This window comes from Burkholderia sp. HAN2018 (genome assembly GCF_024704855.1).
Taxonomy (GTDB): Bacteria; Pseudomonadota; Gammaproteobacteria; order Burkholderiales; family Burkholderiaceae; genus Burkholderia; species Burkholderia cepacia.
On sequence record NZ_QOBB01000167.1, the window covers coordinates 1 to 16,442 of the forward strand.

12 protein-coding genes and 1 pseudogene are annotated in these 16,442 nt (G+C 68.9%); 6 read left to right on the forward strand and 7 right to left on the reverse strand.

Features of this window, described 5'->3' with window-relative positions:
- Positions 1–48: 48 nt before the first annotated feature.
- Entirely contained in the window at positions 49–891 is an 843-nt protein-coding gene (locus tag DPV74_RS29915) for a glycosyltransferase family 2 protein (RefSeq protein ID WP_119338503.1), read from the forward strand.
- A gap of 134 nt (positions 892–1,025) precedes the next feature.
- Positions 1,026–2,306 carry an O-antigen ligase gene (locus tag DPV74_RS29920; protein WP_119338504.1) on the forward strand — a complete coding sequence of 427 codons (1,281 nt, stop codon included), beginning with the start codon at positions 1,026–1,028 and terminating at the stop codon, positions 2,304–2,306.
- A gap of 158 nt (positions 2,307–2,464) precedes the next feature.
- On the opposite strand, the gene DPV74_RS29925 is transcribed toward DPV74_RS29920, so the two are convergent.
- The 3 genes from DPV74_RS29925 to dnaE all read right to left on the reverse strand — a co-directional run bounded on the left by DPV74_RS29925 (position 2,465) and on the right by dnaE (position 8,769).
- Entirely contained in the window at positions 2,465–3,643 is a 1,179-nt protein-coding gene (locus tag DPV74_RS29925) for a glycosyltransferase family 9 protein (RefSeq protein WP_059618946.1), read from the reverse strand.
- Between the two features lie 197 nt (positions 3,644–3,840).
- Positions 3,841–4,929 carry a glycosyltransferase family 9 protein gene (locus DPV74_RS29930; RefSeq protein WP_119338505.1) on the reverse strand — a complete coding sequence of 363 codons (1,089 nt, stop codon included), beginning with the start codon at positions 4,927–4,929 and terminating at the stop codon, positions 3,841–3,843.
- A 306-nt stretch (positions 4,930–5,235) separates the two neighbouring features.
- Positions 5,236–8,769, reverse strand: coding sequence for a DNA polymerase III subunit alpha (dnaE, locus tag DPV74_RS29935; protein ID WP_119338506.1), 3,534 nt, complete (start codon positions 8,767–8,769; stop codon positions 5,236–5,238).
- Positions 8,770–8,985: 216 nt separating this feature from the next.
- Here dnaE and DPV74_RS29940 point away from each other — a divergent pair, with 216 nt between their 5' ends.
- Both DPV74_RS29940 and gluQRS read left to right on the forward strand, forming a co-directional pair.
- Positions 8,986–9,840: a sulfurtransferase gene (locus tag DPV74_RS29940; protein ID WP_027786818.1), complete on the forward strand. Its 855-nt coding sequence runs from the start codon at positions 8,986–8,988 to the stop codon at positions 9,838–9,840.
- A gap of 22 nt (positions 9,841–9,862) precedes the next feature.
- Positions 9,863–10,756 (forward strand): tRNA glutamyl-Q(34) synthetase GluQRS, encoded by an 894-nt coding sequence (gene gluQRS, locus DPV74_RS29945; RefSeq protein ID WP_119338507.1) that lies wholly within the window; start codon positions 9,863–9,865, stop codon positions 10,754–10,756.
- Between the two features lie 248 nt (positions 10,757–11,004).
- On the opposite strand, the gene DPV74_RS29950 is transcribed toward gluQRS, so the two are convergent.
- From DPV74_RS29950 to purT, 4 genes are all read right to left on the reverse strand, one after another.
- Positions 11,005–12,561, reverse strand: a complete 1,557-nt coding sequence (locus DPV74_RS29950; RefSeq protein WP_091922387.1) for a DEAD/DEAH box helicase — start codon at positions 12,559–12,561, stop codon at positions 11,005–11,007.
- Positions 12,562–12,956: 395 nt separating this feature from the next.
- The gene (locus tag DPV74_RS29955; RefSeq protein WP_119338508.1) at positions 12,957–13,337 is read right to left on the reverse strand and encodes an MliC family protein; all 381 of its coding nucleotides are present in this window, start codon (positions 13,335–13,337) and stop codon (positions 12,957–12,959) included.
- 81 nt (positions 13,338–13,418) lie between these two features.
- Complete coding sequence (locus DPV74_RS29960; RefSeq protein ID WP_119338509.1) at positions 13,419–13,604, reverse strand: DUF6726 family protein; 186 nt, start codon at positions 13,602–13,604, stop codon at positions 13,419–13,421.
- 18 nt (positions 13,605–13,622) lie between these two features.
- Positions 13,623–14,837 carry a formate-dependent phosphoribosylglycinamide formyltransferase gene (gene purT, locus DPV74_RS29965; RefSeq protein ID WP_119338510.1) on the reverse strand — a complete coding sequence of 405 codons (1,215 nt, stop codon included), beginning with the start codon at positions 14,835–14,837 and terminating at the stop codon, positions 13,623–13,625.
- Between the two features lie 213 nt (positions 14,838–15,050).
- Between purT and DPV74_RS29970 the strand changes: the two genes are divergently transcribed.
- Both DPV74_RS29970 and DPV74_RS29975 read left to right on the forward strand, forming a co-directional pair.
- Complete coding sequence (locus tag DPV74_RS29970) at positions 15,051–15,596, forward strand: META domain-containing protein (RefSeq protein ID WP_027786812.1); 546 nt, start codon at positions 15,051–15,053, stop codon at positions 15,594–15,596.
- A gap of 179 nt (positions 15,597–15,775) precedes the next feature.
- Positions 15,776–16,442, forward strand: a pseudogene (locus tag DPV74_RS29975) (DNA translocase FtsK); the annotation flags it as partial.

The window sequence follows — 16,442 nt, forward strand, 5'->3', positions numbered from 1 at the left end:
GGCGGCGCCGCGCGCCGCCCGCCACGACGACCACCGAATCCGACCGCCATGTTCTCCATCATCATTCCGACCTGGAACAACCTGCCGTACCTCAAGCTCGTCGTCGACAGCCTGCGCCGCCACTCCGCGTACGACCACCAGATCATCGTCCACGTGAACGACGGCTCCGACGGCACGCTCGACTGGGTGCGCAGCGAAGGCATCGAACATACCGCGTCGCCGACCAACATCGGCATCTGCCACGCGGTGAACTGGGCCGCCGCGCGCGCGACCCGCGACTACGTCGTCTACATGAACGACGACATGTTCTGCTGCCCCGGCTGGGACACGGCGCTCGTGCGCCGCATCGAACAGATGCCGACCGACCTGTTCATGCTGTCGGGCACGATGATCGAGCCGGTCGACACGCGCAACCCGTGCGTCGTGGTCAGCAATTTCGGCCGCGACGCCGAGCATTTCGATGCGGCGGGCCTCGTCGCGGCGGCCCCGAAGCTCGCGCGCGCGGACTGGCTCGGCTCGACCTGGCCGCCGACGCTCGTGCACCGCGACTGGTGGAACCGGATCGGCGGCTACAGCAGCGAACTGTCGCCCGGCATGAGCAGCGACAACGATTTCTCGATGAAATTCTGGGACGCCGGCTGCCGGATCTTCATCGGCGCCGGCGACAGCCTCGTCTACCACTTCCAGCAGAAAAGCACGGGCAAGATCGTCAAGAACGACGGGCGCCGCCAGTTCCTCAACAAATGGGGCATGACCCAGGCGACGTTCGACCGCTACTACCTGCGTCGCGGCGAACCGGCCGGCACGCGCGTCGCGCTCGACACGCCGGCCGTCGAAGGACGCCTGAAGCGCGCGCTGCTGCGCTCGCGGATCAAGCGCGCGTTCAGCTGATCGGGCCCCGAAAACAGCACGGAAACGCCCCCTGCTTCGCGTATACTCTGCGCCGTTCGTCCCGGCTCTCCCGCCGGGGGCGCGGCGCGCAGCACGATGCCCGCAAGCCGCATTCGTCCATTCGACAGGTTCCGATGCTTTCGTTTTCCGCTCCCGCCACGCGGCGCCTGACCGCCGCCCGCGCCTTCGCCGTTGCCGCGCTCTGCATGGTGCCGGTCTCGACCGCGCTGACCAACGTCTTCTGCGGGCTGTTCGCCGCCGCGCTCGTCATCTCCCCCGAATTCTGGCGTGACCTGCGCTCGTTGGTCACCGACCAGGCCTCGCTCGCGGCACTGCTGATCCTCGCCGCGCTGGCCGTCAGCGTCACTTATACGGTTGCGCCGCACGCCAAGGCGTGGAACTGGGTCGCCAAATACGACAAGCTGCTGCTGCTGCCTTTTGCCGTGGTCGCGTTCCGTCATTCGAACTGGGCGCCGATCGTGCAGCGCTGCTGGTTCGCCACGCTGTGCGTCATCCTGCTGCTGTCGACGACCAACTATCTCGGGCTGACCGCGATCGGGCCCGCGCATGCGACCCAGCTGCCGCTGTCGCGCGCATGGGTGTTCAAGAACCACATCGCCGCCGGCATGTTCGGCGCGCTGCTGTTCTACCAGGCCGCCGATCTCGCGCTGTCGGCGCGCACGACGCTGTCGCGCGTCGCTTGCGCCGCCATCGCCGCGTGGTCGCTGGTGAACGTCTTCGTGATGCTGCAGGGGCGCACCGGGCAAGTCATCGCGCTGCTGCTGATCCTCGTCGTCGCGGTGCGGTTCGTGCTGTTGCTGCGCCGCCGGTCGGCGCTGCGCGCGGGGCTCGTCGCCGGGGTGTTCGTCCTGGCCGGCATCGCGCTGGTAGTCGCGGCTTGCACGGTTCACAACGGCCGGCTCGTCAAGGTCGTGTCGGAAGTGCAGCAGTATCGGCAGAGCGATGCGGCGACGTCGACCGGGCTGCGCCTCGAGTGGTACAAGAAGGGCTTCGAACTGTATCGCCAGCGGCCGCTGATCGGCTATGGCGCGGGCGGCCTCGAATTCGAATTCGAGAAACTCACGGCCGGCAAGACGGCCGCCGAAGGCCAACTGACGTCGAACCCACACAACGAATACCTGCTGATGGCCGTGCAGCTCGGGACGCTCGGCCTGCTGCTGTTCATCAACCTGATCGTGCAGATCGCACGCGGCAGCCGCGCGCTCGATCCGCGCTCGCGGCATCTGCTGCTCGCCTGGCTCGCGATCTTCGCGATCGGCAGTCTCGCGAATTCGTTGCTGCTCGATTTCGCCGAAGGGCACCTGATCGTGCTGCTGGCCGGTATCCTGCTCGGCTGCGGCGAGCGCGGCGAGGCGCTGCCGCGCGAGACGTCGGCGATCCGGCGCAGCGCGTAACAGCGCGTAACGCGCGACGGCCTGCGCCGTGCTGCCGACCGACTTCGGCGGCGGCGGCACCCGCCGTCGAAGCGACCGGGCTGCGCGCGTTCGGCGCGGCCCGTCGCGAAACAGGCCATCCAGAACGACAAAAAAGAACGGCGTGCGCCGCCCGCGCGTCAGTCGGATCCGGCGCGATGCAGCCGTGACGTATCGACGGTGACCGCGGCCGGGCCCGGCGGATTCAGCCCGAGCATCTCGGCCGCTGCGGCCTTCACGCGCTGCGCGCCGAGATTGACGAGGCAGTCGCTGCGGCTGTCGACCTTGCGCTCGCAGCCCTCGTGCCGGCACGGCACGCAATCGCCCTCCCCCTGCAGCAGCCACACGTTCCCGTGCCGCCCCGAGCCGCGCAGCGGCCACGGATTCTCGGTCGCCGGCCAGTGCTGCGGCCACGGCCCCCAGCGCACCGGGTCGGACGGACCGAACAGCGCGATCGTGTCGGTGCCGGTCGCGGCCGCGACGTGCGTCGCGCCGGTGTCGGGCCCGATGAAGAGCCGTGCGCGCCGTACGAGTTCGGCGCTTTCGCCGAACGTCAGGCGTCCGACCAGGTTCAGCACGTCGCCGCCCGCTTCGGCCGCGACCTGCTCCGCATACTCGCGCTCGCTGTCGGCCGGACCACCCGACAGCGCGACCGCATAGCCGTGCTCGCGCAGCCAGCCGATCATCTCGACCCAGCCGTCGAGCCGCCACTGCTTGTAACGGAACATCGGATACGGATGCAGCACGACCAGCGGCTTGCCGGCGCGGATCGCGGGCGACTCGGCGAGCCACGCGTCGAAACGCGCACGCCGTGCCGGATCGTCGCCGATGCCGGGCGCGACGACCTCGGACACCGGCTCGATGCCGATCACCGGCGCGAGTGCCAGCGTGCTGACGACCGTATGCGCGGATTCGTGATGATTGATCGCGATCCCGTTCAGCATCATCCGCGTGAGCCACGTCACGCGGTTCGGATCGACGAGGCCCACCCGCTTGCGGCCCGCGAACCAGCTGTAGAAGCGCGGCCGGTCGGAGCTCAGCGCGGCGCACGCGAGATCGTAGCGGCGCCACATCGACAACGCGTCGCGCAACCGCTCGCGGAAACCCGCGCGCTGCGCGACGACGATCACGTGCCGCACGTCCGGATTGTGCTCGAGCACGCCTTCGGTGCCGCGAAACACCAGCATGTCGATCTGCGCATCCGGCCAGCGGGCCTTCAGCGAACGGACGAGCGGCGTCGTCAGCAGCACGTCGCCGATACGGCGCGGCGCGGCCACGAGGATGGTTCTGGGCGGGCGGGCGGAAGAAAACAGGGCCACGGCGATTGGGGTATCCGGCTGGCTGAACAAGGCTGGCAATGTACAGGATTTTGCAGCAGCCGGCGCGGCCTGGCGAATCGGCCGTGCGGCTGCCCTGATACGGCCCTGCTCATGGAGGGATGCCCGGCAGGCGCACCGCGCACCGCGCGCCGGTGCCGGGCCGGCGCCGCACGCGGAGGCTTGTGACGCCCGTGACGCTACGAGGCCGCCAGGATCACCGGCGTCGCAACAACGGCAGCCGGCCGCGGGTGGGCTGCGTCGGCCAGCGGTTCGTCGCGATGGGTGGCCTGCGGCAGCAGATGACGCACCGCGCGCTCGACCGCGTCGACACCGATCGCGTCGACGGTCGCGCCGGCGCGCAGGATCACGTGCGGCACACCGAGCGGATGCCAGCGCAGGTATTTCTCGGGACGATCCTCGAACAGCGCGGCGACGGGCACGCCGAGCGCCGACGCGAGGTGCACGGGGGCGCTGTCGGCCGAGACGACCGCATCGAGCAGGCTCGCGGCCGCCACGAGCTCGGCGACCGACGAAGGCGCGACATGGCGGGCGCTCACGTCGCGCCACGAGTCGTCCTCGGGCGCATGGCCCACGGCCGGGTCGCGAAACACGATCACGTCGACGCTCGGCGCAAGGCGCTCGGCGAGGTCGTGCCAGCGATCCGCGGGCCAGCGGCGCTCGGCCGCCTTGTTCGTCACGAACAGCCCGACCCGCGGCTTCGTGCGCGCGCCGAGCAGCCGATGCCACGCGTCCTGCAATGCGCGGTCGGGATGGACCGACAACTCGAGACGGTCGAGATCGGCGCGGCCGAGCTCGGGCACGAGCCGGAAACCCGACAGTGCCTCGTGGCACATCGGCCGCTGCGCGACATGCTCGGGCTTGCGATCGTCGAATTCGGTCTCGGCATCGTGCCAGCGGCAATCCTTCGCGCCGATCTGGCGCGCGAACTGCATGCTGCTGCGATGCATGCCGCCGTTCGGCACGACCACGAGGTCGAACCGCAAGCGGCGCAGGCGGCGCACGAGCCGCAGCCGGTCGAAGAACGCACGCATCCGCCCGGGACGGTCGTTGCGTTCGCATTGGCGGCTGTACACGTAGGTGTGGATCACGTCCACGTCCGGGTTTCCGGCCAGCGCGGCCGCGTTGTAGCGGTTCGCGACCACATGCAGTTCCGTGCCGGGCCAGCGCTCCTTCAGCGCACCGAGAAACGCCGTCGTGCACAGCATGTCGCCCAAAAAATCGATCCGGATCACGAGGATCCGCTGCGGCGGGTTCCCATTGGCCATGGTCATGTGGTGACTGTCAGTTCATTGTTGTCGCGACGGGCCATTTCCCCGCATCCGGTTCCGGGACGGCCTTGTCGCATATCGCCGCTCGCCGCACGGATCCGCCCCCGTTCATGCGCGCGATACCGGCGCCACCCGCCGGACGAGCGGCGATCGGCGCCGCGTTCGTGCGGCCAGCGCCGGATTGTATAGCGTCCGGATGGCCAGCCCAAGACCCGCTTGCGTGAACATGCAAAACGGCCCGCCGCACCGCACGATGGCGATGCGGCGGGCCGCGTGGCGCGACAGCCTTCGGCTGAAGCGCGGTCAGTACGTGATTTCGACGACGCTGCCGTCGAACGCCGCACGCAGCTCCGCGAGCAGCACGTCGCTCGGCTTCACGCGCCATGCGTCGCCGAGGCGCATTTCGCCTTGCGCCCGCGCGTTGCTGTAGTGAACCTGCACCGCGAGCCCGTTGGGCAGCGGCGCCTGCGGACGGCGGCCGCCGTCGCGCCCGCCGCCGCGCGGTGCAGGCGCCTCGACCGCAGCCGTGGCAGCGGGATCGTCCTTCGACACGTGCGGCTCGAGCACGCGGCGCAGCGCGGCCGCGTCGGCGTTGCCGTTCATCGTCAGCCGCACGGCCTGCGCATAACGGCTGCGCGCGCGTTCGAGATCCATCACCGTGTCGGCCGTGAAGCGGATGCCGCCCGTGAACGCATCGTTGCGCGCCTGCCCCTGCACGATCAGCAGTTCGTCTTCCTTGAACAGCGCCTTGTTCGCCTCGAACTGCTCGTTGAAGATCGTGATCTCGCACTGGCCCGAGCCGTCGTCGAGCAGCGCGATCAGCATCTTGCCGCGCTGGGTCATCTGCGTGCGCAGCGAAGCGATGATGCCGGCCACGAGCTTGTCGCGCCCTTCCTTCAGGTCACCGACCTTCTGCCGCACGAAACGGCGCACCTCGTCGCGATACGCGTCGAACAGGTGGCCGGACAGGTAGAAGCCGAGCGCGCCCTTTTCTTCCTGCAGGCGGCGCTTGTCGTCCCACGCGGGCTCGTCGACGAGCGCATGCGCGTGCGGCGATTCGGCGCCCATGTCGAACAGGCCGGCCTGCATCGCGTTCGCCTCGGCCTGGTCGGCCGCTTCCATCGCCAGCGGTACCGATGCGATCAGCTGGGCACGGTTCGTATTCAGCGAATCGAATGCGCCGGCGCGGATCAGCGCCTCGACCGTGCGGCGGTTGACGACGCGCCGGTCGATCCGCTCGCAGAAGTCGAACAGGTCGGTGAATGGCTTTTCCTCGCGGGCGCGCAGGATTTCCTCGATCGCGTTCTGGCCGCTGCCCTTCACGGCGCCGAGGCCGTAGCGGATCGTGCGCGAGCGCTTGCCGTCGGCTTCCGCGACCGGCTCGAAGCGGTAATGCGACTGGTTGATGTCGGGCGGCAGCACGGCGAGGTTGTTCACGATGCAATCGTCGAACAGGATCTTCACCTTGTCGGTGTCGTCCATCGCGAGCGTCATGTTGGCCGCCATGAATTCGGCCGGATGGTGCGCCTTCAGCCACGCGGTGTGATACGCGAGCAGTGCGTAGGCAGCCGCGTGCGACTTGTTGAAGCCGTAGCCCGCGAACTTCTCCATCAAGTCGAAGATCTCGTCGGACTTCTCGCGCGTGAGTCCGTTCTTCGCCGCACCCTCGGCGAAGATCTCGCGATGCTTGGCCATCTCCTCGGGCTTCTTCTTGCCCATCGCGCGACGCAGCAAGTCCGCGCCGCCGAGCGAGTAGCCGCCGATGATCTGCGCCATCTGCATCACCTGCTCCTGATAGACCATGATGCCGTAGGTCTCTTTCAGGACGGGTTCGACGCGCGGATCCGGATAGTCGACCTTCTCGCGGCCGTGCTTCCGTGCGCAGAAGCTCGGGATCAGGTCCATCGGGCCCGGACGGTACAACGACACGAGCGCGATGATGTCCTCGAAGCGGTCGGGCTGCGCATCCTTCAGCATGCCCTGCATCCCGCGGCTTTCCAGCTGGAACACGGCGACCGTGTTGGCCTTCTTCAGGATCTGGAACGAGGCGGGATCGTCGAGCGGCACCTGCGCGAGCGACCAGTCGGCCTTCGACGGATCGAGGCGGCGGATGTAGCGCTCGGCCCAGTCGAGGATCGTCAGCGTCGTGAGACCCAGAAAGTCGAACTTCACGAGGCCGACGGCTTCGACGTCGTCCTTGTCGTACTGGCTGACCACGCCGCCGTCGTCGCCCTGCGTGTACAGCGGGCAGAAATCGGTCAGCTTGCCGGGCGCGATCAGCACGCCGCCCGCGTGCATCCCGACGTTACGCGTGAGGCCCTCGACGCGCTGCGCGAGGTCGAGCAGCTGGTGCACTTCGTCCTCGTGGTCGTAGCGCTCCTGAAGCTGCGGCTCCTCCTTCATCGCGTCGGCGATCGTCACGTGCTTGCCCGGCTTGAACGGGATCAGCTTCGCGATGCCGTCGGTGAACATGTAGCCGAGGTCGAGCACGCGGCCGATGTCGCGCACGGCCGCCTTCGCGGCCATCGTGCCGAAGGTGGCGATCTGCGACACGGCGTCCGCGCCGTATTTTTCCTTCACGTACTGGATCACGCGATCGCGGCCGTGCTGGCAGAAGTCGATGTCGAAGTCGGGCATCGACACGCGTTCCGGGTTCAGGAAACGCTCGAACAGCAGGTTGTAGCGCAGCGGGTCGAGATCGGTAATGCCGAGCGCGTACGCGACCAGCGAACCGGCGCCCGAGCCGCGGCCCGGGCCGACCGGCACGCCGTTGTTCTTCGCCCAGTTGATGAAGTCCGCGACGATCAGGAAGTAGCCGGGAAAGCCCATCTTCGTGATGGTCCCGCACTCGAATTCGAGGCGCTTGTAGTACGTGTCGCGCTGCGCGTCGCGTTCGGCTTCGGCCGGATACAGCTGCGCGAGACGCGTCTCGAGCCCTTCCTTCGACAGCTGGACGAGGTAGTCGTCGAGCGACATGCCGTCCGGCGTCGGGAACAGCGGCAGCTTCGGCTTGCCGAGCTCGAGCTTCAGGTTGCAGCGCTTCGCGATCTCGACCGTGTTCGCGATCGCCGACGGCAGGTCGGCGAACAGCGCGGCCATGTCGTCCTGCGTGCGGAAATACTGGTCGGTCGTGAAACGCTTCTGGCGCCGCGGATTCGCGAGGATGTCGCCTTCCGAGATACACACGCGCGCTTCGTGCGCGGTGAAATCGTCGTCGGTCATGAACTGCGTCGGGTGCGTCGCGACGACCGGCAGCTTCAGCGCCGCGGCGAGCGTCGAGGCCTGCTGGATGTACGCCTCGGCGCCCGGCTGGCCGTAACGCTGCAGCTCGATGTAGAAGCCGCCCGGGAACACCTTCGCCCAGCGCTCGGCGTGACGGCGCGCGGCTTCTTCGTTGCCCGCGGCAAACGCGAGCCCGATATCGCCCTGTTGCGCGCCCGACAGCGCGAGGAGCCCCTGCGCGAGCTCGCCGTCGAGCCAGCTCGCGTCGAGTTCCGCACGGCCGCGGTACTGGTTCGTGAGCCACGCCTTCGACAGCAGCTCGCAGAGATTCAGGTAGCCGACCTTGTCCTTGACGAGCAGCAGCAGCCGCGACGGCTTGTCGCGGTCGTCGGGATTGGCGATCCAGACGTCGCAGCCGGCGATCGGCTTGATGCCCTTGCCGCGGGCTTCCTGGTAGAAACGGACGAGACCGAATGCGTTGCCGAGATCGGTGAGCGCGAGCGCGCCCTGACCGTCCGCGGCCGCCGCCTTGACGATGTCGTCAATGCGCACGATGCCGTCGGCAATCGAGAATTCGGAGTGAACGCGAAGATGGACGAAGCGGGGATCTGACATGGGCGCTATTGTAGCCGCCCCGCCGCGCAGGCTGCCCAAAAAATGCCCGCTTTGGCCGTTCGGCCGATGCGCGCGGCGACGCGTCGCGCGGTTGGCCGATCGGCCAGGTACCGATGCCCGCGCCGTTTGCGGGATAATACGGTTTTTCGAATCAACGCCCCGGCTTCGCACCCTTTTTTGCGGGCCGCCGTGCGGCCGTTTTCCCGTCGGACCATCATGACCATCGTCAACCTCGCCGCCTACCACTTCGTGTCGCTCGACGCGACCGAGCAATGGCGCCCGCTCGTCACCGCCCGCTGCAACGAACTCGGCCTGCGCGGCACGATCCTGCTCGCGCCGGAAGGCATCAACCTGTTCATCGCCGGCACGCGTGACGCCGCCGACGCATTCATCGCGTACATCCGTCACGATCCGCTGTTCGAGGGCAAGTTCGCGTCGCTGCAGTTCAAGGAAAGCCTGTCCGATTCGCAGCCGTTCCGCCGGATGCTCGTGCGCCTGAAGCGCGAGATCATCACGATGAAGAAACCGGCGATCAAGCCGGAACTCGGCCGCGCGCCGTTCGTCGACGCGCGCACGCTGAAGACGTGGCTCGACCGCGGCCACGACGACACGGGCCGCCCGGTCGTGATGCTCGACACGCGCAATGCATTCGAAGTCGACGTCGGCACGTTCGACAACGCACTCGACTACCGGATCGACAAGTTCAGCGAATTCCCGGAAGTGATCGACGCGAACCGCGCCGACCTCGAAGGCAAGACGGTCGTGTCGTTCTGCACGGGCGGCATCCGCTGCGAGAAGGCCGCGATCCACATGAAGGACATCGGCATCGAGAACGTGTACCAGCTCGAAGGCGGGATCCTGAAATACTTCGAGGAAGTCGGCGGCGCGCACTATCACGGCGACTGCTTCGTGTTCGACTACCGCACCGCACTGAATCCGCAACTCCAGCCCACCGAGAACGTCACGTGCTTCGCGTGCCGCGCGGTTGTCACGCCGGAAGCGCAACAGTCGCCGAGCTACGTGCCCGGCCAGTCGTGCCCGGCCTGCGCACCGGCAGCCAGCGCAGCCTGACCGCGCGCCGCCCCGCGCCCCGATGAGCGCCTATCGCGGCCGCTTCGCGCCGTCGCCCACCGGCCCGCTGCACTTCGGCTCGCTGGTCGGCGCGCTCGCGAGCTGGCTCGACGCGCGCGCGCACGGCGGCGCATGGCTCGTGCGCATCGAGGATCTCGACGGCCCGCGCACGGTACCCGGCGCGGCCGACGACATCCTCGCGACGCTCGCGCATTTCGGCATGACGCCCGACGAGCCGCCCGTCTGGCAAAGCACCCGCGACGCAGCCTATACGGCCGCGCTCGAGCGGCTCGTCTCGGCCGGGCTCGTCTATCCGTGCGGCTGCACGCGCAAGGAAATCGCCGATTCGCTGCGCGCCGCGCACGAGCGCCACACGACGCTCGCCTATCCGGGCACCTGCCGCACCGGCCTGCACGGCAAGCCCGCGCGCGCATGGCGGCTGCGCGTGCCGGACGGCGCCACCGCGATCGTCACGTTCGACGATCGCTGGCAGCACACGCAAACGCAGAACCTCGCGACCGAAGTCGGCGATTTCGTGCTGAAACGCGCGGACGGGCAATGGGCGTATCAGCTCGCGGTCGTCGTCGACGATGCCGATGCAGGCATCACGCACGTCGTGCGGGGCGCCGACCTGCTCGACTCGACCGCGCGCCAGATCTACCTGCAGCACTGCCTCGGCGTGCCGATCCCGCGATACCTGCACGTGCCCGTGGTGGTCGACGCGAACGGCGAAAAGCTCAGCAAGCAGACGGGCGCGACCGCGCTCGAACGCGACGATCCGCTGCCGGCACTGCAGGCTGCGGCCGCGCATCTGGGCCTCGCGCCGGACGGCGCGCTCGCAGGCACGACTCTCGATGCGTTCTACGCAGCCGCAACGGCCGCGTGGGCGACGCGCTTCGGGCCGCAGGCCGGCTGACGCGCGGTTTCGCGCTGGTTTCGCGCTGGTTTCGCGCTGGTTTCGTGCCGGTTTCGCGCTGGTTTCGCGCTGGTTTCGTGCCGAACGCCCGCCCGCCGGGTGCCGCTTGCATCGCTCTCCGCCGGCGCCAAGCACCTTCTTCCGCTCCACCATCGAACCGCGCCCCCAATGAAAAACGGGCACATGCTCATCGCATGCACCCGCTTTTCCCACAGCGCTCGCGCGCCGCACCGTCGCCTCCGCCAGGCTTACGCCGACGGCTTGCGCGGCATCCCGAACCCGCCGAGCAGCGCGGCGACCTGACGCTTCGGCCCCTTCTTCTCGGGCTGCTGCGCAGGCTGCGCGTCGTCCCGCTGCTTCGCGGGCGCCGACGGCTCGTACGGCTTCAGGAAGAAATCGTCGACCGGCGCTTCGTGGCGACGGTGATGACCGCGCTCGGAGCTGCCCGGGCGGCGTCCCGACGCACCGCGATGTTCGTCGCGTTCGCGACGCCCGCCCCGTTCGCCGCCGCGCTCGCTGTTGCGATCGCCGCCGCGCTCGTTGCCGCGCTCGTCGTGACGATGGCGCGCCGGCTTGTCGAGCGTGAGCGTCTGCATTTCGAGCGGACGCTTGATCAGCTTCTCGATATCGGCGAGCTGCTTGCGCTCGTTCGGGCTGCACAGCGACAGCGCGTCGCCCGTCGCACCCGCACGGCCGGTACGGCCGATCCGGTGCACGTAGTCTTCCGCGCTGAACGGCAGGTCGAAGTTGATCACGGCGGGCAACTCGGCGATGTCGAGGCCGCGCGCGGCCACGTCGGTCGCGACCAGCGCCTCGATCTCGCCGCGCTTGAACGCGTCGAGCGCCTGCATCCGCTCGATCTGCGTCTTGTCGCCGTGGATCGCCGACGCGACCACGCCGTCGCGCTCGAGATTGCGCGCCAGCCGGCTTGCGCCGATCTTGCTGTTGCAGAACACGATCACCTGCTTGAGCCCGCGATCGCGCAACAGCTGCACGACGGCCGCCTGCTTGTCGCCTTCGGCGACGTCGTAGACGATCTGCGTGACGTTCGCGTTCGTCGAGTTGCTGCGCGCGACTTCGATCGTCTGCGGGTTGCGCAGGTAGGTCGACGCGAGCTTCTTGATTTCCGGCGAGAAGGTGGCCGAGAACAGCAGCGTCTGACGTTCCTTCGGCAGCAGGTTCAGGATGCGCTGCAGATCGGGCAGGAAGCCCATGTCGAGCATCCGGTCGGCTTCGTCGAGCACGAGGATCTGCACCTGGCCGAGGTTCGCCGTCTTTTGCTGCACGTGGTCGAGCAGGCGACCCGGCGTCGCGATCAGGATCTCGACGCCGCGGCGCAGTTCGGCCATCTGCGGGTTCATGTCGACGCCGCCGAACACGACCGCGCTGCGCAGCGGCGTGTGCTTCGCATACGCGTGCACGTTCGCGGCGACCTGGTCGGCGAGTTCGCGGGTCGGCGTGAGGATCAGCGCGCGCACCGGGTGGCGCGCCGGTGACGCGCTCGTGTTGGCCTGCGGCAGCAGCCGCTGGATGATCGGCAGCGAGAAGCTCGCGGTCTTGCCGGTGCCCGTTTGCGCGGCGCCCATGACGTCGCGGCCGGCGAGCACGACCGGAATGGCCTGCGCCTGGATCGGCGTCGGCGTCGTATAGCCCTGCTCCGCAATGGCTTTCAGGATATCGGCGGCAAGGCCGAATTGATCGAAGGTTGCGTCGACGGGCTTGGCGACAGAATCGGACATGGTGGCGTTTCGCTCAAAAGGCGCGGCGGGGACATCGTGCGTCAGGCCAGCCGGGCCTGCGCTCATCACAATTCGGAAATAGACGGAGCCGCGGCGCGCCGCGCGGCGCCGCTCTGGCGCTTGGGACCGGTTCAATGCGAACGCTGGACGCCAGGCCGTGCGGACTCCGTTCGGCGCGAATGCCGGCGGAAAGGGGCGTATTGTAGCACTGCGCAGCCATCTGTCCGTGACAACGCCGCGAACGGCCCCAACGGCGGTACGCGCGACGGGCCCGGGCAGGCCCGCGCGGTCGACGAATGCCCCTATCGGGCTATCCCGATCGGTCGACGGATAATTTCAGGGGTCAGATTCCGGATCGTCTTGGCGGATCGTCCGCCGCCGGCCCGCGCGCCGGACAGTCACACCAGGGAGCCTGCCGCCGGCTGCCACCGCCAGGCACGATCCACGTTCCCGCCCGTCGCTCAGTCCTTCTTCTTTTTCTTCTCGACCTGGACGCAGTCGCCCAGCAGCGGCGGCGCATTCTGGTCGGAGATCTCGTCGCGCAGCGTCGCTTCCTTGCCCTTCGTCCACCACGTATAGCGGCCAGCCTGATAGCGCGCGCCGGACGCCGACACGGTGTCGACGAACAGCATCTGCTTCCCGTTGACCGGCACGAGCGCGAAGCTCTGGCCGTTGCCCGCGAGCCAGTACGACACGCGCACAGGCTGTTTCTGGTTCGCGCACTGGTAGACGGCGAACTGGCGCGAATCGGCGTCGATCTCTTCGACGGTCAGTTGCGCGGCATGCGCGACGGAAACGGCGGTGCCGGCGAGCGCGAGCGCGGCGAGCGTTTGGCGAATCATGCAGGTCCTCTCACGAGACGAGTGGAAACGCGCCCTCGCGGGGCGCGCAATTATTGTTGGCGATCGCGTCGTATAGCGTGATCAGGGATCGATGACGTCGGCACACGCGTCGGTCGGCGCGGCCGCGAGATGGCCGACGAGCGGCACGATCTTGAGCCCGGCCGAGGCCACCCGGCACGGCGCGGCCGCGACGCCGCAACCCGCGAGATTCGCGACCAGCGCCAGTGCGGCACCCAGCTTTCCGATACGCAGCCACCTTGGCGTCATCGTCCTCTCCTGGTTACGTCAGCGCGCCGACACGGGCCGGACGGCCGCGGCGGCACGCTTCGCGCGTTCGCGGGCTTCGTCGACGGTCGCGCCGGTCGCCAGCGCGACGCCCATGCGCCGCTTCGCAAAACTTTCCGGCTTGCCGAACAGGCGCAGGTCGGCGCCCGGCACCGCAAGCGCGTCGCGCACGCCTTCGAACGCGATGCCGCGCTCGTCGAGCCCGCCGTAGATCACGGCCGACGCGGCCGGCGAACCGAGCGCCGGATCGACCGGCAGCCCGAGAATCGCACGCGCGTGCAGCTCGAACTCCGACTGGCGCTGCGACGCGAGCGTGACGAGGCCCGTATCGTGCGGCCGCGGGCTCACCTCGGAGAACCACACGTCGTCGCCGCGCACGAACAGCTCGACGCCGAACAGCCCGCGCCCGCCGAGCGCCTCGGTGACCTTGTGCGCGATTTCGCGCGACTTCTCGAGCGCCGCCGCGCTCATCGGCTGCGGCTGCCACGACTCGACGTAGTCGCCCGCCACCTGCACGTGGCCGACCGGCTCGCAGAAATAGGTGCGCGTGGCGTCCGTCGCCGGATCGATCGCTCGCACGGTGAGCTGCGTGATCTCGTAGTCGAAATCGATGAAGCCTTCGACGATCACGCGGCCGTGGTTCACGCGCCCGCCCGCCATCGCGTAGTCCCACGCCGGTTTCACGTCGGCTTCGGTCTTCACGACCGACTGCCCCTTGCCCGACGACGACATTACGGGTTTCACGACGCACGGCATACCGATCTTCGCGACGGCCGCGCTGAACGCTTCGAACGAATCCGCGAACGCATACGGGGACGTCGGCAGGCCGAGCTCCTCGGCCGCGAGCCGGCGGATCCCTTCGCGGTTCATCGTGAGCTGCGTCGCGCGCGCGGTCGGGATCACCTCGGCGAGACCGGCCGCCTCGATCACCGCGAGCGCGTCGGTCGCGATCGCCTCGATCTCGGGCACGATCAGGTGCGGGCGTTCGGCCTCGACGATCGCGCGCAGCGCGGCGGCGTCGGTCATGTCGATCACGTGCGCACGATGCGCGACCTGATGGCCGGGTGCGTCCGGATAGCGGTCGACCGCGATGACTTCGACACCGAGACGCTGCAACGCGATGATGACTTCCTTGCCGAGCTCGCCGGCGCCGAGCAGCATGACGCGCGTGGCCGAGGATGAGAGCGGCGTACCGAGCCGCTGACCGATCTGCATGTGATTACCCGCTTCTGGTGGAGGACGAAAACGGCTCCGATGTTAACACGCGCCACGACACCGGTTTGGCGCGTTTCGCCGTGCCGCCGCCCCGCGTCGGGCCGCTCGCGAGCGGGCTGCGAACGTTTTCGCGCGCGAAGTGTCGGCTCGCCTGCCGCGGGGCGGGTGCGTTACTCTTACGCCTTGATCAGAATCCGATGAGGAACGAGGCTCATGTCCCACCTGTCCGCGGCCGCACGCGCACGCACCGGCCTGCTTCGCCCGTTGCGCGCGCCGCTCTGCGCGTTGACGCTTGCCACGCTTCTCGCCGCCTGCGCGATGCCGACCCACCCCGATTCCGCCGCCCCCGCGCCCGACCCGTACAACCCGGCCGCCGTCCAGCTGCTCGACGACACGAGCTGGGAGCTCACCAGCTGGCTGAACGCCGACGGCACGCCGCGCGCGATCCCGCACGGCGACAACGGCGAGCCGATCAAACTCGCGCTGTCGACCGAGTCGGGCATCCGGCGCGCGAGCGGGTTCTCGGGCTGTAACCGCTACATGGGCACCTACGCGATCAAGAACGGCCTGTTGAGCTTCGGGCCGCTCGCCGGCACGCGGATGGCCTGCCCGAATACGCTCGGCGGCCAGCTCGAACCCGCGTACCTCGACGCACTCGCCCATATCGACAAGACCGGCGTGCAGATGCGCGAGCCGCAGCAGTTGCAGATCGTGACCGCGTCCGGCGCAACGCTGACCTTCACGCACCGGAGCCCCTGATGCAGCACGGCGCGCGCGAAGGCCGACCGACCGCCTTCGCGTGGCGCGCCACGCGCGTGTGCCGCGCACCCACGTGCGCGGCGTGAAGCGGATGCACGCCGCGTTAGAGTCTTGTTCGCCGGCCGGTTAAACTCGGCGGGTCGCGCCCCGCGCGCCCCTCCCCACTCCTGTTTCAAAGCATGCACACGGTTGTCTTCGGCTGGTTCGGCATCTCCGCCGTCTGGTTCCTCCTTCTCTTCTGGCGTCTCGTGCAGGCGATGCTGCCCGGCGGCGGCGGCCTCGCCGGCCGCGGCTCGATCCGTCTGTGGCTCGGCTTCGCCGCGGTGTTCGTGGCCAGCTGCACGCTGACGAGCCCGCTGTCGGGCCCCGACACGAACGCGCTCGGCCATGCGTTCTCGGCAGGCTTCGCCCACGTGCTCGGCCCGATCGGCACGCCGGTCGCGATGGTCGTGCTGTTCTTCGCCGGGCTGCCCTGGTTGACCGGCATCGGCTGGCGGCAGTTCGCCGCCTGGGTCGACACGTCGTTCGGCGTCAAGCTGTCGCGCGACGGCGGCGACGACGACGCCCGCGGCATTGCCGACCTGCCGCGCAGCGCGCTGCATCGCGACGACGACGTCGTACAGCCGAGCACCGCACATACCGTCAATTCGATGGCACCGCGCCAGAACGGCCGGTATTCGCGTCCGACGCTGTGGAAACCCGATCCGCAGGCGCGGCCGAAGCCGCGCAGCAGCACGCCCCCGCGCCCCCACGTGGAACCCGTCGCGCCGTCGGGCTGGTTGAAGCCGACCGCGCCCCAGCGCGCGCCGACGCAGCCCGCACCGATCCCCCCGGCCAGCGCGATGC

Coding starts and splice junctions, on each gene's coding strand:
- DPV74_RS29960 (WP_119338509.1), bottom strand. CDS start 13,604: ATGACGCCAAGGTGGCTGCGTATCGGAAAGCTGGGTGCCGCACTGGCG.
- purT (WP_119338510.1), bottom strand. CDS start 14,837: ATGCAGATCGGTCAGCGGCTCGGTACGCCGCTCTCATCCTCGGCCACG.
- DPV74_RS29920 (WP_119338504.1), top strand. CDS start 1,026: ATGCTTTCGTTTTCCGCTCCCGCCACGCGGCGCCTGACCGCCGCCCGC.
- dnaE (WP_119338506.1), bottom strand. CDS start 8,769: ATGTCAGATCCCCGCTTCGTCCATCTTCGCGTTCACTCCGAATTCTCG.
- DPV74_RS29950 (WP_091922387.1), bottom strand. CDS start 12,561: ATGAGCGCAGGCCCGGCTGGCCTGACGCACGATGTCCCCGCCGCGCCT.
- gluQRS (WP_119338507.1), top strand. CDS start 9,863: ATGAGCGCCTATCGCGGCCGCTTCGCGCCGTCGCCCACCGGCCCGCTG.
- DPV74_RS29915 (WP_119338503.1), top strand. CDS start 49: ATGTTCTCCATCATCATTCCGACCTGGAACAACCTGCCGTACCTCAAG.
- DPV74_RS29955 (WP_119338508.1), bottom strand. CDS start 13,337: ATGATTCGCCAAACGCTCGCCGCGCTCGCGCTCGCCGGCACCGCCGTT.
- DPV74_RS29940 (WP_027786818.1), top strand. CDS start 8,986: ATGACCATCGTCAACCTCGCCGCCTACCACTTCGTGTCGCTCGACGCG.
- DPV74_RS29970 (WP_027786812.1), top strand. CDS start 15,051: ATGTCCCACCTGTCCGCGGCCGCACGCGCACGCACCGGCCTGCTTCGC.
- DPV74_RS29930 (WP_119338505.1), bottom strand. CDS start 4,929: ATGGCCAATGGGAACCCGCCGCAGCGGATCCTCGTGATCCGGATCGAT.